Annotated in this window: 16 protein-coding genes; 13 read left to right on the top strand and 3 right to left on the bottom strand. The window is 72.2% G+C overall.

Annotated features, from left to right (window positions below; translation table 11 throughout):
- Positions 1-109: 109 nt before the first annotated feature.
- Positions 110-991, bottom strand: coding sequence for an arylamine N-acetyltransferase family protein (locus tag BLS99_RS19775; RefSeq protein WP_245712329.1), 882 nt, complete (start codon positions 989-991; stop codon positions 110-112).
- A 181-nt stretch (positions 992-1,172) separates the two neighbouring features.
- On the opposite strand from BLS99_RS19775, the gene BLS99_RS19770 reads away from it, so the two are divergent.
- Complete coding sequence (locus tag BLS99_RS19770) at positions 1,173-2,000, top strand: metal-dependent hydrolase (RefSeq protein WP_091053423.1); 828 nt, start codon at positions 1,173-1,175, stop codon at positions 1,998-2,000.
- A 150-nt stretch (positions 2,001-2,150) separates the two neighbouring features.
- Positions 2,151-5,792, top strand: coding sequence for a transcription-repair coupling factor (gene mfd / locus BLS99_RS19765; protein WP_091053422.1), 3,642 nt, complete (start codon positions 2,151-2,153; stop codon positions 5,790-5,792).
- Between the two features lie 293 nt (positions 5,793-6,085).
- Here mfd and BLS99_RS19760 read toward each other — a convergent pair whose 3' ends face one another.
- A complete protein-coding gene (locus tag BLS99_RS19760) occupies positions 6,086-6,805 on the bottom strand; it encodes an SDR family oxidoreductase (protein WP_091053421.1) in 720 nt (239 codons plus the stop codon).
- Positions 6,806-7,111: 306 nt separating this feature from the next.
- On the opposite strand from BLS99_RS19760, the gene BLS99_RS19755 reads away from it, so the two are divergent.
- From BLS99_RS19755 to thpD, 11 genes are all read left to right on the top strand, one after another.
- The gene (locus BLS99_RS19755) at positions 7,112-8,275 is read left to right on the top strand and encodes an epoxide hydrolase family protein (RefSeq protein ID WP_091053551.1); all 1,164 of its coding nucleotides are present in this window, start codon (positions 7,112-7,114) and stop codon (positions 8,273-8,275) included.
- Between the two features lie 4 nt (positions 8,276-8,279).
- A complete protein-coding gene (locus BLS99_RS19750) occupies positions 8,280-8,702 on the top strand; it encodes a hypothetical protein (RefSeq protein ID WP_091053420.1) in 423 nt (140 codons plus the stop codon).
- A 59-nt stretch (positions 8,703-8,761) separates the two neighbouring features.
- Positions 8,762-9,352 (top strand): hypothetical protein, encoded by a 591-nt coding sequence (locus BLS99_RS19745; protein ID WP_091053419.1) that lies wholly within the window; start codon positions 8,762-8,764, stop codon positions 9,350-9,352.
- Between the two features lie 186 nt (positions 9,353-9,538).
- On the top strand, positions 9,539-10,720 hold the full coding sequence (locus BLS99_RS19740; protein WP_091053418.1) for an NAD(P)/FAD-dependent oxidoreductase: 1,182 nt from the start codon (positions 9,539-9,541) through the stop codon (positions 10,718-10,720).
- Positions 10,721-10,744: 24 nt separating this feature from the next.
- Positions 10,745-11,677, top strand: a complete 933-nt coding sequence (locus BLS99_RS19735; protein ID WP_091053417.1) for a sigma-70 family RNA polymerase sigma factor — start codon at positions 10,745-10,747, stop codon at positions 11,675-11,677.
- Between the two features lie 143 nt (positions 11,678-11,820).
- A complete protein-coding gene (locus BLS99_RS19730) occupies positions 11,821-12,390 on the top strand; it encodes a hypothetical protein (RefSeq protein ID WP_091053416.1) in 570 nt (189 codons plus the stop codon).
- Positions 12,387-13,337: a nucleoside triphosphate pyrophosphohydrolase gene (locus BLS99_RS19725; RefSeq protein ID WP_091053415.1), complete on the top strand. Its 951-nt coding sequence runs from the start codon at positions 12,387-12,389 to the stop codon at positions 13,335-13,337. Before BLS99_RS19730 ends, BLS99_RS19725 begins: the two co-directional genes overlap by 4 nt.
- 73 nt (positions 13,338-13,410) lie before the next feature.
- On the top strand, positions 13,411-14,064 hold the full coding sequence (ectA, locus tag BLS99_RS19720; protein ID WP_218126732.1) for a diaminobutyrate acetyltransferase: 654 nt from the start codon (positions 13,411-13,413) through the stop codon (positions 14,062-14,064).
- A gap of 106 nt (positions 14,065-14,170) precedes the next feature.
- A complete protein-coding gene (ectB, locus tag BLS99_RS19715) occupies positions 14,171-15,517 on the top strand; it encodes a diaminobutyrate--2-oxoglutarate transaminase (protein ID WP_091053413.1) in 1,347 nt (448 codons plus the stop codon).
- On the top strand, positions 15,514-15,921 hold the full coding sequence (locus BLS99_RS19710) for an ectoine synthase (protein WP_091053412.1): 408 nt from the start codon (positions 15,514-15,516) through the stop codon (positions 15,919-15,921). The genes ectB and BLS99_RS19710 overlap by 4 nt, the downstream gene beginning before the upstream one ends.
- A 38-nt stretch (positions 15,922-15,959) precedes the next feature.
- Positions 15,960-16,847, top strand: a complete 888-nt coding sequence (gene thpD, locus BLS99_RS19705) for an ectoine hydroxylase (protein WP_091053411.1) — start codon at positions 15,960-15,962, stop codon at positions 16,845-16,847.
- Between the two features lie 113 nt (positions 16,848-16,960).
- On the opposite strand, the gene BLS99_RS19700 is transcribed toward thpD, so the two are convergent.
- On the bottom strand, positions 16,961-18,565 hold the full coding sequence (locus BLS99_RS19700) for a hypothetical protein (RefSeq protein ID WP_091053410.1): 1,605 nt from the start codon (positions 18,563-18,565) through the stop codon (positions 16,961-16,963).
- Between the last annotated feature and the right edge of the window lie 13 nt (positions 18,566-18,578).

Raw genomic sequence — 18,578 nt, 5'->3', positions numbered from 1 at the left:
GTGCCACCACGGCACCTCCGAACCGTGCTTTCCGAACCGTGCCTTCCCGACCGTGCTTTCCGAACCGTGCCTTCCGAACCGCGCCCTAAGAACCGCGTCTCCCGCCGCGTTAGACCGCCCCGGCCTTGCGCTCCTCCGAACGCTCCTCCGCGAGCTTGAGTTCGTGCTGGGCGACGGCCTTGGCCCACAGCGCCGCGACGTCGTCGTCGGCGAGCGTCAGGTTGAACCGTCCCCGCAGGAGGGACGCGAACGCGGCCTCGTCCTCGACCACCCGGACCGACTTGAAGTCGGGGAGCTTCGGGTCGTAGACGGTGAGGGTGCGGGCGCGCAGGACCCACATGTCGTCCTCGCGCGGGTTCTGCACCGTGAGGGTCTTGACGAACGGCGACTCCGGCGAGGTCGACAGCTCGCGGCAGCGGTCGGCGAAATCCTCTGGCCGCCGGGCCGGGAGCCGGAAGTCGAACGTCAGGTTCGACACGCGCGGGTCGATCGAGCAGCGCCACTCCTCGCCCCCGAGGCTCCACACCCCGAAGTTGAACGCGCCGACCCGGTAGCTGCCGTCGCGGACCGGCAGCGGGTCGCGGAAGCCGGTGCCGATGCCGGCGTCGGCCAGGTACTCGGCGGCGTCGCCGCGCCCGCCCTCGAAGCGCACCACCAGCGGCATGTGGTTCCACCAGTTCTTGTCGCCCTCGGTCTCGCGGGCGACCCCGCCGAGGACGCGGCGGACGTCGAAGCCCATGGCCTCCAGGGCGAACGCCATGACACCGTTGTGCTCGTAGCAGTAGCCGCCGCGCCCGCCCTCGACGAACTTGGCGAACAGCGCGTCCGCGTCGAGGCGGATCGGTCGGCCCAGCTGGATGTCGAGGTTCTCGTAGGGCATCGCGGCGACGTGGGCGCGGTGGACCCGCCTGAGCGCGTGCAGCGTCGGGCGGCGCGGGGCGGTGATCCCCACGCGGCCGAGGTACGCGGCCAGCATCGCTGAGTCGAACACCCCTCGACCATAGCGCGAGTGAAAGCGCAGGTCTCCGGTCGTGATGAGACCGATACGCGAAAGATGTTGCGGGGCTGCACCTTTGTCGCTCCTGGGACCGCGGAGGTGGTGCGGGTGTGGGATAGTGGCGCCATCCTCATCCTCCCGACTGCTCTGACATTGCCCTGAAGGAGTCCCCGCTATGGTCATGGGTCCGACCCACGCCATGTCCGGTGCCGCGCTGTGGTTGGCGGGCTCGGCCGTCGCCGACCTCGCATTCGGCATCGACCAGACGTCCGCCGAACTCGTCGTCGGCACGATCGTCTGCTCCGGCGCCGCCCTGTACCCCGACATCGACTGCGCCGGACGCGTGACCGAGAACAAGGGCGGGTCCACTGTGGCCCGCTCGTTCGGCGTCGCGTCCCTCATGGTGGCCGAGGTCGTCGAACGCCTCTGCTACTGGTTCTACCTGCTCACCAAGTCCAAGAAGGACAAGAAGCGCAACAACGGGCACCGCCTGTTCACGCACACCGCGGTCCACGCCGCGCTCATCGGCACCGGCACCGGCTTCCTCGCCGCCCAGTTCGGGAAGCCCGCGGTCATCGCGATCCTGTTCGTGCTCACCGGGCTCGCGGTCCGCGGCCTCCTCGCGGAGACCGTCGAGAAGAAGGGCTGGATCGTCGTCACCGGCGTCTCCCTCGCCGCCGCGTACGGCATGTACCGGCTGCTCCCGGAGGGCCGCGACTACTGGATCCTCGGCCTCGCCATGGGGATCGGCTGCTTCATCCACATCCTCGGCGACATGATCACGAAGATGGGCTCGCCGCTGTTCTTCCCGATCCCGATCCAGGGCCGCCGCTGGCGGGACATCGGCCTCCCGAACAAGATCGCCCTGCGCGCGGGCGGCAAGGAGGAGAACCGCATCCTCCTGCCGATCCTCACCGTCCTCGTCGTCATCGGCATGTTCTACAACGTGCCGGAGATCCAGGCCCTGCTGTTCGACCAGGGCGGACAGGGCGCCTCGAACTAGCGCCGCCCCGGGCGAACATTCGCGGGCGGCCCCCGGGCCGCGGCGAGGTAGACTCGACCGGTCGCCGGAACAGCCCCCCGTCAGGGCTGTCTCCGGCCATCAGTCGTGCCCTCCAGGGCAGTCTCCAGAAGCCGCTCAGGGAGCCCGCGAATGTCCGAAGGCAAGCCGCAGCCGAAGCTCGAAAGCCTGCTCGACGCCGCCGCGAGCGCGCCCAGGCTCGCCCGCCTGGCCGAGCTCGCGGCCGGGTCCGACCGCCCGGTCGACGTCGTCGCCGTCCCCGGCGCCCGGCCGCTCGCCCTCGCCCAGGCCGCCCGGCACGCCGCCGGGCCCGTCCTCGCGATCACCGCGACCTCGCGCGAAGCCGAAGAGCTCGCCGAATCACTCGCGTCGTTCATCGCCGAGGACGAGATCGCCTACTACCCCGCGTGGGAGACCCTGCCGCACGAGCGGCTCTCGCCGCGCTCCGACACCGTCGGCGCGCGCCTGGACCTCCTGCACCGCATCCACGCCGGCGACGTGCCGCGCGTCATCGTCACACCCGTCCGCGGCGCCCTCCAGCCCCAGCTCAAGGGCCTCGGCGAACGCGAACCCGTGCACCTGCGCCGCGGCGACGAGACCGACCTGACCGACCTCGCCGCGCACCTCGTCGACCTCGCGTACGAGCGCGTCGACCTCGTCGAGAAGCGCGGCGAGTTCGCCGTCCGCGGCGGCATCCTCGACGTGTTCCCGCCCACCGCGCAGCACCCGCTGCGTCTGGAGTTCTTCGGGGACGAGGTCGACACCATCCGCGAGTTCTCCGTCGCCGACCAGCGGTCCCTCGACGCCGCCGCCGGCGACGAGCCCGCCGAGTTGCGCGCCGTCGCCTGCCGGGAGCTGCTGCTCACCGACGAGGTCCGCGAACGCGCCGCCGCCCTCGGCGACGACTTCCCCGGCCTGGCCGAGATGTGCGCCAAACTCGCCCAGGGCATCCCCGTCGAGGGCATGGAGTCGCTCCTGCCCGCGCTCGCCGGCCCCGGCAGCCTCCAGCTCTTCCAGGAGGTCCTGCCCCGCAGCGCCCTCGTCGTCGCCATCGAGCCCGAGCGCATCCGCACCCGCGCGCTCGACCTCGTCGCCACCTCGAACGAGTTCCTCGAAGCGTCCTGGGCCGCCGCCGCGGCCGGCGCGCAGGCCCCCGTCGACCTCGGCGCCGGCACGTTCCACGACCTCGCCGAAGCCCGCACCACCGCGCTCGCGGCGGGCCAGCGCTGGTGGACGATCTCGCCGTTCGCCGCCGCCCCCGAAGAGGACGCGCTGGCCGCCGAGCTCGCCGCGATCACCGGCGAGCCGCTGAGCTCCGGCCCGGTGCACGACGACGCGCTCACCGTCGACCTCGGCGTCACCGAGACCCCGCGGTACCACGGGAACACGGCCCAGCTCGTGGAGGACCTGACGCGCTGGACGCGCGAGGGCCGCGCGGTCGCGGTCGTCTACCCGGCCCTCGGCGGCGCCGAGCGCGCCGCCGAGCAGCTGCGGTCCGAGGGGATCGGCGCGCACCTGGAGCCCGCGCCCGCGGCGTTCCGCGGCGGCGAGGTCGTCGCGTGCGTCGGCACGCTCGCGCTCGGCTTCGCCGACGAGAAGGTCGTCGCGGTCACCGCCGCCGACATCGCCGGCGGCAAGGCCCTCGCGAGCCAGCGGCCCCGCAAGGGCAAGGCCACCAAGCGCCGCGGCGTCGTCAACCCGCTCGAACTCTCGCCCGGCGACTACGTCGTCCACGACGCGCACGGCGTCGGGAAGTACGTGGAGATGGTGCGCCGCACCATCGCCGGGGCCGACCGCGAGTACCTCGTCATCGAGTACGCGCCGTCCAAGCGCGGCCAGGGCGCCGACGTCCTGTTCATGCCGACCGACGCGCTCGACCAGCTCACCAGGTACGTCGGCGGCGAGCAGCCCACCGTCCACAAGCTCGGCGGCACCGACTGGCAGAAGACGAAGCGGCGCGCGCGCAAGGCCGTCCGCGAGATCGCGGCCGAGCTGATCCAGCTGTACGCGGCCCGCCAGGCCGCCGCCGGGCACGCGTTCAGCCCCGACACGCCGTGGCAGCGCGAGCTGGAGGACGCGTTCCCGTACATCGAGACCCCCGACCAGATGTCGGCGATCATCGACACGAAGGCCGACATGGAGGCGCGGGTCCCCATGGACCGCCTCGTCATGGGCGACGTCGGCTACGGCAAGACCGAGGTCGCCGTCCGGGCCGCGTTCAAGGCCGTCCAGGACGGCAAGCAGGTCGCGGTGCTCGTGCCGACCACGCTCCTCGCGAGCCAGCACTACGGGACGTTCGTCGAGCGCATGGGCCAGTTCCCGGTGAAGATCAAGCAGCTCTCGCGGTTCCAGTCCGCGCGCGAGGCCGCCGAGATCCAGCGCGGCATCGCCGCGGGCGAGGTCGACATCCTCGTCGGCACACACCGGCTCCTCCAGGCCGAGACGCGGTTCAAGGACCTCGGGCTCATCATCGTCGACGAGGAGCAGCGGTTCGGCGTGGAGCACAAGGAGAAGCTGAAGGCGCTCCGCACCGCCGTCGACGTCCTCACCATGTCCGCCACGCCGATCCCGCGCACCCTGGAGATGGCCGTGACCGGCATCCGCGAGATGTCGCAGATCTCCACGCCGCCCGAGGAGCGGCACCCGGTGCTCACGTACGTGGGCGCGTGGGAGGCCAAGCAGGTCGCCGCGGCGATCCGGCGGGAGCTGCTGCGCGACGGGCAGGCGTTCTACCTCCACAACCGGGTCGAGTCGATCGACCGGGCCGCGACGCGCCTGCGCGAGCTCATCCCCGAGGCCCGCGTCGCGGTCGCCCACGGGAAGATGAGCGAGACGCAGCTCGAGCAGATCATGCAGGGCTTCTGGGAGGGCGAGTACGACGTGCTCGTCTCGACCACGATCATCGAGTCCGGCATCGACATCCCCAACGCGAACACCCTCATCGTCGAGCGCGCCGACCTGCTCGGCCTCTCGCAGCTCCACCAGATCCGCGGCCGGGTCGGGCGCTCGCGCGAGCGCGCGTACGCGTACTTCCTGTACCCGCCGGAGCAGCCGCTCTCGGAGACCGCGCACGAGCGGCTCGCGACGATCGCGCAGCACTCCGAGCTCGGCGCGGGCATGTACGTGGCGATGAAGGACCTGGAGATCCGCGGCGCCGGCAACCTGCTCGGGGCGGAGCAGTCCGGGCACATCGCCGACGTCGGGTTCGACCTGTACCTGCGGATGGTCGGCGAGGCCGTGACGTCGTTCAAGGGCGGCGGCGACGAGCCCCCGCCCCCGGTCAAGGTCGAGCTGCCCCTGGACGCGAACATCCCGTTCGACTACATCGAGGTCGAGCGGCTGCGCCTGGAGATGTACCGCAAGATCTCCGAGGTCCACGACGAGGCCGAACTCGACGAGGTGCGCGAAGAGATGGAGGACCGGTACGGGCCCTCGCCCGAGCAGGTGCTCACCCTGTTCCACCTGGCGCGGTTCCGGCTCCTGGCGCGGGCGCACGGGTTGACGGACATCGCCCTGCAGGGCAAGAACCTCCGGTTCTCCACAGTGGACCTCCCCGACTCCAAGCAGCTCCGGCTCGGCCGGCACTACCCCGACGCGCACTACAAGGCCCCGGCCGGTTTGATCAGCGTCCCGCGGCCGACGACCTCGCGGGTCGGCGGCAAGCCCGTCGAGGGCCTGGCGCTGCTCCAGTGGTGCGCCGACCTCATCGCCGACATCGTCCCGAAGGCGGCACCCGCTGCGGCTGGGTCGCCCGCCGCGCCTGACGAGGATTGAGCGGCTTCCCGGAGGCCCGGCAGCGACAGCTGCAGGGACCTCCAGGAAGTCGCCCGTCGGTGCGGCGCAGCTCACTCACCCGATCGTGTCGGGCGAGCGGCTGGATTGTCGGACCCGGCGGAGAGGGTGGTCGGTATACATACCCACCCAAGAGGGTGGGTAGGGCGACCCGCTCGCCTGGCCGCGCTGCCGGCCGCCTCGCCTGCTCCGCAGGCTCGTCAATCGGCTCGGCGGCCGGGTCGCGCGGCAGCGTGTCCGCGCCGCGCCTTCGAAGCGTTTGGCCCCCTTGCCGCTCAAGCCTGTTCGAAGTAGAAGGACTTGATGAAGCAGTCGCGGGGCTGGCTGATCGCGAAGCGGACGCAGTCGACCAGGGACCGGGCGTTGAGCGCGTCGCCGCCGCGGGTGGGCGCGTTCCAGTCGGGGCCGAGGGGGTCGGGGTTGTCGAAGTCGGGCGGGTAGAGGGAGATCACGCGGACCCCTTGCGGCCGCAGCCGCTTCGACAGCACCTCGGTAAACCCGGCCTGGGCGGCCTTCGCCGCGTAGAACGCCTCGTGCGCCTCCGAGCGGTGGTTCCCGTACTCGCCGCAGCCGGACACCATCGTCACGATGTCAGGCCGGGGACTGCGCAGCAGCAGCGGCAGCACCGCCTTCGTCACGAGCACCGTGCCCGCGGCGCCCGCCGCGATCGTCTCGGCGATCCGGTCGTCGTCGGGTTCGGTGAAGCCGCCGTCGAGGTACGGGGCGCCGTTGTTCACCAGGACGTCCACCGCCCGCGTCGTCTCGGCCAGCGCGTCGGCGAACCCGCGCACCGACTCCGGATCGGCGAGGTCGCACTCGAACGCGTGCGCCCGCCCGCCGACGTGCCGGACCTCCTGGGCCGTGCCCTCAGCCGCCGCGAAGCTCCGCGCCGACACGAAGACCTCGGCGCCCTCGCGCCCCAGCGCGATCGCCAGCGCCCGCCCGAACCCGCGCCCGGCGCCGGTGACGACCACCCGGTATCCCGTGAACCCCATCGCGACCTCCCGTTCCGTCACCTTCAGTGTCCTCGCGTCCGCAGACGCGTCAAGTCCTCGGACCCGGTCCTAAGCCTTCACGCGCACGCTTCTCCGATCCGCCCGCCGCCCCGGCCCCGGCCGCGCCGCTCCGATCCGCGTGCCGATCCGCCCGCCGATCCATTCCCACCGCGCCGCTCTGATCCGCCCGTCATCACGCCCCGGCCCCGCCTCCTTCGCCTGCTCCGATCCCGCCCCCTCGATCCGCCCCGATCCCGTTCCCCGATCGAGTGGACGATCCCCGCCCGGTCTGATTGCATGGGGCGGATGGGAGCACCGATCGCCGAATTCCGCATCGACGTCCCGCAGGGCGCCGTCGACGACCTGCACGACCGGCTGCGCCTCGCGCGCTGGCCCGCCGCCAGCCCCGAGCCGGGCTGGGCGAGCGGCGTCCCGGTCCTGTACCTGCGCCGCCTCGCCGACCACTGGCTCCACGACTACGACTGGCGCGTCCACGAGGCGGCGCTGAACGCGTTCCCGCAGGGGCTCACCGAGATCGAGGGCCAACGGGTCCACTTCCTGCACGTGCGCTCGCCCGAACCGGACGCGCTGCCGCTCGTCGTCACGCACGGCTGGCCCGGTTCCGTGGTCGAGTTCATGAAGGTCCTCGGCCCGCTCGCCGACCCGCGCGCCCACGGCGGGGACCCCGCCGACGCGTTCCACGTCGTCGCCCCGTCCCTGCCGGGGTTCGCGTTCTCCACGCCGCTGTCGGCGCCCGACTGGGACCACGCCAAGATCGCCGCCGCCTGGCTCGCGCTCATGGACCGCCTCGGGTACGACCGGTTCGGCGCGCACGGCGGCGACACCGGCTCGAAGGTCTCCCCGGCGCTGGGGCGCCTCGCCCCGGACCGGGTCGTCGGCGTCCACGTCAACGGCGGCCTCGAACTCCCGCCGCCCGGCGACCCCGGCCTCGCGGACCTCACCCCCGAGGATCGCGACCGGCTCGAATCCGTCCGTGACCTGGTCCGCCACGGCACCGGCTACGCCGACCTCCAGTCCACGAAGCCCCAGACGATCGCCTACGCGCTCAACGACTCACCCGTCGGCCAGCTCGCATGGATCGCCGACAAGTTCCACGACTGGACCGACCCGGCCGCGCGCCTCCCCGAGCACGCCGTGGACGTCGACCAGCTCCTCACCAACGTGACCCTCTACTGGCTCACCGGGACCGGCGCGACCTCGGCGCACCAGTACCGGGCCGTGCGCGACGAGCCCGCGGCCCCGTACTCGGACGTGCCGACCGGCGTGGCGGTGTTCCCGACCGACCCCGCGATCCGGTCGCTCATGGAACGCCGGCACCGCATCGTCCACTGGTCCGAGTTCGACCGCGGCGGCCACTTCGCGGCCATGGAAGCCCCGGACCTCCTCGTGCAGGACCTGCGGGAGTTCTTCCGCCCCTTGCGCGGCGCCGCCGCCGGTGGCGGAGAATGACCGCATGGGCACAGCGAACGACAAGCGGCCGTTCACGGTCAGACTGCTCATGGTCCTGCTGGTGCTCAGCTGGATCGACTTCATGGCGGTGCTGATCCCGGAGTACTTCGCGTGCGGGCCGCACGACACCGCGTGCGAGCGGATGGGCTACACCAGCCCCGCGTTCCTCACCGTGCTCGCCGTCGGCGCCTCGCTGCTCCTGCTGTACGCCTTCGCGATCTGGCACCGGCGCGCATGGGCGTGGTTCCTCGCGGTGGTGACCACCGGGGTCCCCGCGATGGTCCTCCTCGCCGAGTTCGACTCGTGGCTCGCGGCCCCGCCGCTGGAGAAGCTCGCGGGCGTCCTGGACCTCACCTGCCTCGGCTTGCTCGTCTCGCCACCGGTGTGGCGCTGGGCCCGGGTGCGGCCGCCCAAAGAGGGCGAATAAGGGGACCCACCAGGGGCTTTGCGGACGTACCCTGGAAGTACCCAGTGTTTGGAGCGCCCGTGAACAGCTTCGACTCTCCCGGTCCCGCACCCCTCTACGACAAGCCGCACTCCGTCGACCTCGCCCAGGTGATGATGGTGTTCCAGTACTTCATGCTGGTCAGCGTCAGTCTCGGGCTCGGCCCGCGCCTCCTCGGGTGGGTCGAGGACCAGTCCCACGACGTGCCCGGCGTCGCCGAACTCGAAGCGGCCCTGCCGGTCGGCACCACCTTCCCGATCGCGATCGTGCTGCCGCTCATCGCGGTCCTGACGGTGCCGTACGCGATCATCGTGTTCCAGCTCGGCCGCGGGCGCCGCGGCACGCGCGCGTTCGCGATCCTCTTCGCGGTCGGGAACACCCTCATCGGCATCATCGGCGTCTCGCGGACCTACGGCGACGTCACGGCCCTGGTCATCGCGCCGATCTGGATCGTCATGGGCCTGTGCGTCGTCGGCGGGCTCGCCTCCCGCAGCGGCCGCCAGTGGTTCGCGCAGGGCGGCTGGGCCCCCTGGTACGCCCGGTACGAGATGGACCAGGAGGACCGGCGCCGCTACGTCAGCCGCGGCGGCCGCCGCCGGGTCCCCGCCGGCGACGAGGACAGCGCCGACTGAGCGGCCCCCTGCACCGCCGACCTCGGTGCCGTGCCGCCGACCGTTCGGCCGGAGCACCTCCCGAAGCGCCGCCCGCCGGCGCCGCCCACTGTCACCGCCGACTGAGACCGACCGCACACGCGCGCCCTGTCATGGATCCGGACCCTGCCCCGTTCAGAGTCCAGCAAGCCAGACAGGAGTGAGACCATGCAGCACCGCATCACCGTCCTCGGCGCCGGGTTCGCCGGGACCTGGGCCGCCGGAACGCTCGCCCGCCGCCTCCACCGCGACGACGTCGCGATCACCGTCGTCAACGCCGAGGCCGACTTCGTCGAACGGTTCCGCCTCCACCAGGTCGCCGCCGGAACGGACCTGCGCCGCCGCGACCTCGCGGCCGTCTTCACGCGCACCGGCGTCCGATTCCGGCACGCCGCCGTCACCGCGGTCGACGCCGCCGCGCGCACTGCGACCCTCGACGACGGGGCCGTCCTGGAGCACGACACGCTCCTGTACGCCCTCGGCAGCACCGTCGCCGACCACGGCATCCCCGGCGTCCGCGAGCACGCCTTCCACGTCGCCGGACGCCCCGCGGCCCTGCGCCTCCGCGAACGCCTCGACCGCGCGCACGGCGCCGTCCTCGTCGTCGGCGGCAACCTCACCGGCATCGAGGCCGTGACCGAGATCGCCGAATCCCACCCCGGCCTGCGCGTCGCGCTCGCGACCACCGGGGAACTCGGCGGCTGGCTCGGACCCAAGGCCCGCGGCCACCTCCTGCGCGCGTTCGACCGGCTTGGCATCGCCGTCCACGAGGACACCGAGATCACCGAGGTCACCGCCGCGGGCGCGCTCGCCGCCGACGGCCGCGCCTTCGACGCCGCCACCGTCGTGTGGGCCGCCGGCTTCGCGGCCCACCCCATCGCCGCCGCCAGCGGACTCGACGTCAACGGGGCCGGGCAGATCCTCGTCGACCGCCAGATGCGCTCGGTCTCCCACCCCGGCGTCTACGCCGCGGGCGACGCCGCGTTCACCCTCGCCGAAGACGGCGAGCCGCTGCCGATGTCGTGCGCCTCCGCCGGGTTCACGGCGATGCAGGCGACCAGCGCGATCATGGGCGACCTCACCGGCGCCGGCATCGGCCGGACCTCGCTCGCCTACTACGGCAACCACATCAGCCTCGGCCGCAAGGACGCGGTGTTCCAGGCGCTCCACCTGGGGTCCCGCACCACGTCCTGGTCGGTCCGCGGCCGCGTCGCCGCCGGTCTCAAGGACCTCATCCTCAAGACCGCCGTGCACGGGGTCGTCCACCCGACCTACGGACTCCCCGTCCGCAAGCGCCGCATCGCACGGGAACGCCGCGAGGCGGTCGCCGCCGCGAACGCCGCCTACTAGCGCACGTCCTCCTACACTGGCCGCATGGACGCCGCCACACTGGAGCGCTTCGAGGCCAGCCGCGACCGGCTGGCCTCCTTGGCGTACCGCCTGCTCGGTTCCGCCGCCGACGCCGAGGACGTCGTCCAGGACGCGTTCCTGCGCTGGCAGGCGGCCGACACCGACCGCATCGAGGTCCCCGAGGCGTGGCTCACCAAGGTCGCGACCAACCTCGCGCTCGACCGGCTCCGCTCCGCGACGGCCCGCCGCGAGCGCACCGTCGGCGACTGGCTCCCCGAACCGCTCCTCGAAGGCGACCCGATGCTCGGCCCGCTCGACACGGTCGAGCAGCGCGAGTCCGTCACCGTGGCGGTGCTCCTCCTGCTCGAACGCCTCACGCCCACCGAGCGCGCCGTGTACGTCCTGCGCGAAGCGTTCTCCCACTCCCACAAGGAGATCGCGCAGATCCTCGACATCACCGAGTCCGCCTCGCAGCAGCACGCCCTCCGGGCCCGGCGCCACGTGCGCGCCGAGAGCCGCACCGAGGTCGACCGCGCCGCCGCGCTCAAGATCGTCGAGGCGTTCGTCGCCGCCGCCTCCTCCGGCCGCACCGAAGCCCTCGTCGCCCTCCTCACCGACGACGCCACCGGCCTCTCCGACGGGGCCGGCCTCATGGCGACCCTGATGCGCTACACCGGACCCGAGCAGATGGCCCGCGTCCTGCGCGCCGGCTTCAAGCCCACCGACGCCAAGCGCCGCCTCGCCGGCGGCGCCCCCGCCCTCCACGCCGCGGTCGTCAACGACGCCCCGGCCCTCGTCGCCACCGTCGACGACCACGTCGTCGGCACCATCGTCCTCGACCTCCGCGGCGACAAGATCGCCAAGGCCATCGCCACCGCCGCCCCCGCCCGCCTCCACCGCCTCACCGCCCAATGGCAGACCACCCCCCACGACCCGCCCCTCGTGGAGCGCTGGTGACCGGACTCGAAGGGCGTTCCGTTCCAAGGCGGTCGGATTGTCGGGGCTTCTGGCGTGAGGCTAAGGTCACAGGGGCTGTCGATCGGGACGGCTCCACCTCGAAGGGCTGTGCGAAGCAGAGCCCCGCTGTGAAGGGAAGTGCTGTGCGCACACTGAGACTGGCGGGTGCGGCCTCGGTCGCGCTCCTCGCGCTGGGGGCCTGCGGGAGTCAGCAGGGCGCGGCCCTGTTCGTCGGCGACGAGCGGGTGCCCGAGACCACGATCGACGGGTACGTCGCCACGATCGCCGACTTCCGCGCCGACCAGGGCGAGGACCTGGGCATCCACGACTACTCCGGCGACCGCGAGCAGGTCGTCGTCTACGTGCTCTACTCCGAGCTCGGCGAGGCCCTCGACCTCACCCCGGTCTCCAGCGCCGGCGCCGACGGGCTCGAGGCCATCGCGGTCCAGGCCGAGGACTACTTCCAGCAGCTCGTCGAGCGGTCCGAGCCCCGCCCGCTCACCGAGTCCGAGACGGCCGCCGCCGCCGAGGCCGCCGCCACCGACGCGAACGTCGCCGCCTACACCCAGGCCGACTTCGAGCTCCTCGCCGGCTTCACCGACGACCTCGCCGGGTACATCGAGGAGTACGACATCTCCGTGAACCCCCGCTACGGCGACTTCGACCTCAGCCCGCTCCCCTCGGTCTTCCCCGTCGAGGTCCCGCAGCGTTGAGCACCGTCACCTGGCTCCTGACCTCCCCTCGCATCCCCGCCGGCCTCCTCTCGGTCGAGGCGTGGGACGCCCTGCACGAGGCCGAGGCGGTGGCCGCGTTCGACGAGACCCCCGCCGTCGAGGCGATCCGCGACGCCGGCATCGACGTCGACATCGTCGAGGACGCCGCCCAGTTCCTGGAGGAGGGCGGTGTGTGGGTCGTCGGCGAAGCAGGCGACGAGGAGCTGCGCGAAGCCCTCGCCGAGTACGTCGCCGGCGGCGAGATCGAGCTGGAGGTCGTCTACGGCTCCTGGGACCCGCCCGGTGCGCGCCTCCTCGACCTCGTCGAGGCCGTCGCCCGCCTCCACGCCGAGGACGGCTGCCCGTGGCACCGCGGGCAGACCCACGGGACCCTGGCCCCGTACCTGCTGGAGGAGTCCTACGAGGTCCTCGACGCCATCGCCGGGGGCGACCCCGACGAGCTGCGCGAAGAGCTCGGCGACCTGCTGTTCCAGCCGCTCCTGCACGCCTCGCTCGCCGAGGACTTCGACATCGACGACGTCGCCGGCGACCTCGTGGAGAAGATCGTCCGCCGCCACCCGCACGTGTGGGGCGACGCCGACCCCGAGGACCTGTACGAGAACTGGAACGAGGCGAAGGCCGCCGAGAAGCCGCACCGCGACCACCCGGCCGACGGCGTCTCCCGGCGGCTCCCCTCGCTCGCGCTGGCCGCCAAGGTCATCGAGCGGTTCAGCGACCAGGGCGAGCCCCTGGACCTGCCCGAGCTCCCCGACGGGATGAAGCTGGAGCCCGACCGGGTCGGCGACTTCCTGCTCGCGGCGGTCGGCGCCGCGCGGGCCGCGGGAGTCGACCCCGAACTGGCGCTGCGCAAGGCGATCGGCGAACGCGCGGGCCTGGAACGCCTTGACGCGCAAGGACACGACGGCGAGGAGCCCGTCGACTACTGACCTTTGCGGAAAACTTCACAATATCGTTCGGTTTGCCTTAACAATCGGGGCGAACTTTGTTACGGTCGTCCCCATGCCAACCGGTGACACAGGTGCCCACGGCCCGGCAGGGGCCGGCACCCAGGTCAGAGGATCGAGCGGCTCCGCCCAGGAGCCGCTCGATCCGGGCATGCCGCCCCTGGAGCTGGGTCCGCCCGGCCCCGGGGACGGCGCCCCCATGGAACGGCTCGCCCGCGAATCGGGGGGCCTCGACGTCAACAGCGGGTACGCGTACCTGCTGTGGTGCCGCGACTTCGCGGACACCAGCGTCGTCGCTCGCGCGGGCGGCCGCCTGGCGGGCTTCATCACCGGTTACCGGCGCCCGGCCGCACCCGACACGCTCTTCGTGTGGCAGGTGGCCGTGGGCCCGGACCACCGCCGCCGCGGACTGGCATCGCGCATGCTCGGCCACCTGGCCGAGACCGTGCGCGCCGAAGGGGTCCGCTTCGTCGAAGCGACCGTGACCCCCGGCAACAAAGCGTCGATGCACCTGTTCGAGTCCTTCGCCAAGCGAAGCGGCTCGGACCTGACGCGCGACGTGCTGTTCTCCGAGCACGAGCTCGGCTCCGGACACGAACCCGAAGTGCTGCAGCGCATCGGCCCGCTCACGCGGCCGGTCGGGGAGGCCGGCGGGCCGCTTGCTCGCCCGTCGGACCCCCGCGGCGCCGAGGGCCGCGTCCGGAGCTGAGCCCGCCCTACCCGGGCCCACTCACGAAGCGCCGACCCGGGTACGCGCCCGTCCGAGACCGGACGGGAAGCGGGGTGCAGCCGATCAGGCCGACCCAGAGAGACTCATGCAGGTTTTCGAACAGGTCGAATCAGAAGTCCGCTCCTACTGCCGCAACTGGCCCGCGGTGTTCACCACCGCCAAGGGCAGCCGCATCACCGACGAGCGGGGAAGGTCCTACATCGACTTCTTCGCCGGCGCGGGGTCGCTCAACTACGGGCACAACCACCCCGCGATGAAAGAGGCCCTGCTGGCCTACCTCGCCGAGGACAACGTCGTCCACACCCTCGACACCTACTCCGCAGCGAAGCGGTCCTTCCTGGAGTCCTTCCGCGACCTCGTGCTCGCGCCCCGGAACCTCGACTACAAGGTCCAGTTCCCCGGCCCCGCCGGGAACAACGCCGTTGAGGCCGCGCTCAAGCTGGCGCGCAAGTACACCGGCCGCGAGACCGTCGTGTCCTTCACGAACGGGTTCCACGGCATGACCCTCGGGGCCCTCGCGGTCACCGGGAACTCCATGAAGCGCGGCGGCGCCGGCGTCCCGCTCAACAACGCCGCGACCATGCCCTACGACAACTACATGGACGGCCGCACGCCCGACTTCCTGTGGCTGCGCAGCCTCCTCGAAGACCCCGGCTCCGGGCTCGACCGGCCCGCCGCGGTGATCGTGGAGACCGTGCAGGGCGAAGGCGGCGTCAACGTCGCCTCCGAGGCGTGGCTGCGCGGCCTGGAGCAGGTCTGCCGCGAGCACGAGCTGCTGTTCATCGTCGACGACATCCAGATGGGCTGCGGGCGCACCGGACCGTTCTTCTCCTTCGAGCGCGCCGGGATCACCCCGGACATCGTCACGCTCTCGAAGTCCCTGTCGGGCATGGGACTCCCGTTCGCCCTGACCCTCATGAGACCGCACCTGGACGTGTGGGAGCCCGGCGAGCACAACGGCACGTTCCGCGGGTTCGCCCCCGCGTTCGTGACCGCGCAGGCGGCCCTGGAGACGTTCTGGCGCGACGACGACCTCACCGCCGCCGTCGATGACCGCGCCGACTGGCTCGACGGCGAGCTCAAGGGCATCGCCGAGTCCCATCCCGAGCTCGGGATCTCCACGCGCGGCAGGGGACTCGCCCGTGGCCTCGTCTTCGCCGACCCCGAGCACGCCGGCCAGGTGTGCGCCGAGGCGTTCGCGAACGGCCTGCTCATGGAGACCTCCGGCGCCGAGGACGAGGTCGTCAAGCTGCTGCCGCCCCTGACCACCACCAGGGACGACTTCGAAGAGGGCATCGGCATCGCCCGCGAGGCGGTCGCCGTGGTGGCCAAGGAAGCCGAGGCCGCTAAGGAAGCCCAGGCCGCCAAGGATGCACGGGTCTCAAGGGAAGCCCAGGTCGCCAAGGAAGCCGAAGCGAAGGAGTCCGCATGATCGTCAGACGACTCGAAGACCTCCTCGGCACCGACGCCGACGTCGAAGGCGGCGACCGGGACCGGGCCGCCGGGACCTGGCGCTCGCGCCGGCTCCTGCTCGCGAAGGACGGCACCGGGTTCTCGCTCCACGACACCGTCCTGTTCGCCGGGACCTCCACGACCATGCACTACGCCAACCACGTCGAGGCCGTCTACGTCATCGAGGGGTCCGGCAAGCTCCGCGACCTCGAGAGAGGCGAGGTCCACGCGCTCGCCCCCGGGACCATGTACGTCCTCAACGGCCACGAGCGGCACGTCCTCGACGTCGAGGAGGACCTGCGCGTGATCTGCGTGTTCAACCCGCCCGTCACCGGCCGGGAGGTCCACGACGCCGACGGCGTCTACCCCCTCATCACCGAATAGCGGACCGCGCCGCACGGCGCAGAGAGGAACGAACGACCATGTCGCCCACCGACCTCTACCCGACCCGCAGGTTCGACGAACCGCGGCTCATCTACCGCACCGAGGACCCCGCCGTCTGGGGCCGGCCCGCCGACGGGCCGCTCGCCCAGCCGCACCTCGACGCCCACCAGGCGAACGGCTTCACCCCCGTGGAGCAGCTGCTCACCCCGGCCGAGCTGGCCGCCGCCCAGAGCGAGATCGAGCAGCTCCTGCACGACCCGGCCCTCATCGGGGACGAGCGGGTCGTGCGCGAGCGGACCACCGACGAGGTCCGCTCGGTCTTCGACGTCCACAAGATCTCGCCGTTCTTCGCGGCCATGCTCCGCGACGACCGCATCGCCGGGGTCGCCCGCCAGATCCTCGGCTCGGAGGTGTACGTCCACCAGAGCCGGATCAACTACAAGCCCGGCTTCGGCGGCGCGCCCTTCGAGTGGCACTCGGACTTCGAGACGTGGCACGCCGAGGACGGCATGCCGCGGATGCGGGCGGTCAGCCTGTCGCTCGCGATGACCGAGAACTACCACTTCAACGGCTCGCTGATGATCATGCCGGGCTCGCACCAGACGTTCGTGTCGTGCCTGGGGGAGACCCCCGCGGACAACCACAAGTCGTCGCTGGTGCGGCAGGAGGCCGGCACGCCCGACCACGCGTCGCTGCGGCTCCTCGCCGACAAGCACGGCATCCACCAGTTCACCGGCCCCGCGGGGTCGGCGGTGTGGTTCGACTCGAACTGCATGCACGGCTCGAACGGGAACATCACGCCGTTCCCGCGCTCGAACCTGTTCATCGTGTTCAACTCGATCGAGAACTCCCTGGTCGAGCCGTTCGCGGCCGAGAAGCCGCGCCCGGAGTACCTGGGGTCCCGGGACTGGCAGGTCCTGAACTGACCACCGGCCTCCCGGCCACCTGACCGAAACGGACCACCGTCCCGGGGGCGGGACGCGATGAGGGCCCGGCTCGTTCGAGCCGGGCCCGCCTGCCGCCCAGGGGAATCCGGTCGTCAGTCCCCGAGGACCGGCTCCAGGTCCTCGTCGTACACCGGGGCCGGGAGCTGCGCCAGGACCTCGGCCAGCTCGTCCGAGGACAGCTCGAAGTCCTCGTTCCCGAACTGCACCCAGGCCGACACGGCCCAGCCGTCGGGGTCGACCACCGTGACCTCGTACTCGCCCTCGAACCAGGGCCCGTCGCCGGAGTCCCCGTCCGCCGAGATCGTCTCGCGCCGCTCCGCGATGTACGCCGTGCGGCCGTCGATCTCGCGCTCGGTGCACGTGAAGTCCGCTCTGCAGTCCGCGAGGAACGGACCTTCCTGACCGGGCTCGTTGAAGCCCGGCAGCCAGCCGCCGGGCAGGGTGTACACCAGGTCGGCCGACGCGTCGTCGACGGTCGTGTCGATCGTCGTCGTGAACGGCACCGACGCGTGCATCGAGTACTGGTGCTTCCGCACCGTGTCCGGGTCGGCGAACGCCCAGGGATCGGCGAGGCTCGCCGAGGGCTCCCCGAGCGTCGACCCCGGCAGCAGCTCGGCGAGCCTCGCCTCGACCGCCTCACCGGTGGCCTGCGCGCCGTCATCGGCCCACTCCTCCCAGGAGCGGTCCGACTCGAGCCAGCCGGTCGGCACCTCCAGGACCTCGTCGATCTCGCTCAGACCTTCGGTCGAGTAGTCGATCTCGGGCATCGCCAGTGCCGCGGCCTCCAGCACCGCCGGGTCGACCTCCGTCGTCACCCCGCCCTCGGCGCAGCCCTTGTCCCAGGTCGCGCGCAGCGCCGAGCCGTTCGGGTAGACCACGGCGACCGCGAGCTCGCACTGGTCGTCGGCCGTGTACAGGACCCGGCCGTCGTCGAGGTCGGTCGTCGCGAAGTCCGCCACGTCGTCGTCGATCAGGTGCTGCGGGAAGAACTGCTCGGAGGTCGGACCCGGCTCGGCGGTCCAGCCGCCCGGCAGCAGGGTCTCGACGGTGAGCAGGTGCTGGGTCCAGGACCCGGACTCGGGGTCCTCCGACCCGAGCACCCAGGCGCGGTAGCCGTAGAGCTGGACCTGGCCGTAGTTCCCGGGAGTGGTGTTGCCGGAGAAGACGAACAGGCCGTCGCCCTCCTCATAGGTCAGCTCGGCCTCGGCCTCCTCGAAGGTGAGCCCCAGTTCGTCGGCGTAGAGCTGGATCTCCTCCTCGGTCGGCTCGTTCGTGGTCGAGCGGAAGTCGTCCGCCGCGACCAGGCCGGTCGCGATGAGCAGGTTGCCGAACGCCTCCCGTCCCGCCTCGGTGAGCTGCTCGGCCACCGCCTCGTCGCCGAAGCCGTCGTACCCGGGCCAGGGGTAGCCCGACAGCGCCGGATCGGGGCCGCCTTCGTGCTCGCCGCTCTCGCCGGCCGGCGGGCCCGACACGTCGTCGCCGTCCGGGCCGACGGGGAGGAGCCCCGCGGAGAAGGCGAGCACGGCGGCGATGGCCGCCACGCTGGTCGCGGAGGCGCCGGTGAGGACCGCGCGGTGGCGGCGGCGGGCCTTGTAGCCGTCGCGCACGATCGCGTCGAGGTCGAACGCCGCGGGCGGGGGCGTCAGGTCGGGCAGGGCCCGGAACGCCGCTCCGGGGTCGTCGTCTTGCAGTCTCATGGTCGTTTCGCTT

Source organism: Glycomyces sambucus, assembly GCF_900102815.1.
Lineage (GTDB): Bacteria > Actinomycetota > Actinomycetes > Mycobacteriales > Micromonosporaceae > Glycomyces > Glycomyces sambucus.
Note: the sequence above shows the minus strand (reverse complement) of the source record. Positions and strands in the feature narration are given on the sequence as shown.

Excerpts from the sequence above, each read along its gene's own strand:
- BLS99_RS19755 (WP_091053551.1), top strand. The coding sequence starts at position 7,112 with ATGGGAGCACCGATCGCCGAATTCCGCATCGACGTCCCGCAGGGCGCC.
- BLS99_RS19740 (WP_091053418.1), top strand. The coding sequence starts at position 9,539 with ATGCAGCACCGCATCACCGTCCTCGGCGCCGGGTTCGCCGGGACCTGG.
- BLS99_RS19770 (WP_091053423.1), top strand. The coding sequence starts at position 1,173 with ATGGTCATGGGTCCGACCCACGCCATGTCCGGTGCCGCGCTGTGGTTG.
- BLS99_RS19760 (WP_091053421.1), bottom strand. The coding sequence starts at position 6,805 with ATGGGGTTCACGGGATACCGGGTGGTCGTCACCGGCGCCGGGCGCGGG.
- BLS99_RS19710 (WP_091053412.1), top strand. The coding sequence starts at position 15,514 with ATGATCGTCAGACGACTCGAAGACCTCCTCGGCACCGACGCCGACGTC.
- BLS99_RS19735 (WP_091053417.1), top strand. The coding sequence starts at position 10,745 with ATGGACGCCGCCACACTGGAGCGCTTCGAGGCCAGCCGCGACCGGCTG.
- mfd (WP_091053422.1), top strand. The coding sequence starts at position 2,151 with ATGTCCGAAGGCAAGCCGCAGCCGAAGCTCGAAAGCCTGCTCGACGCC.
- ectB (WP_091053413.1), top strand. The coding sequence starts at position 14,171 with ATGCAGGTTTTCGAACAGGTCGAATCAGAAGTCCGCTCCTACTGCCGC.
- BLS99_RS19700 (WP_091053410.1), bottom strand. The coding sequence starts at position 18,565 with ATGAGACTGCAAGACGACGACCCCGGAGCGGCGTTCCGGGCCCTGCCC.
- BLS99_RS19750 (WP_091053420.1), top strand. The coding sequence starts at position 8,280 with ATGGGCACAGCGAACGACAAGCGGCCGTTCACGGTCAGACTGCTCATG.
- thpD (WP_091053411.1), top strand. The coding sequence starts at position 15,960 with ATGTCGCCCACCGACCTCTACCCGACCCGCAGGTTCGACGAACCGCGG.
- ectA (WP_218126732.1), top strand. The coding sequence starts at position 13,411 with ATGCCAACCGGTGACACAGGTGCCCACGGCCCGGCAGGGGCCGGCACC.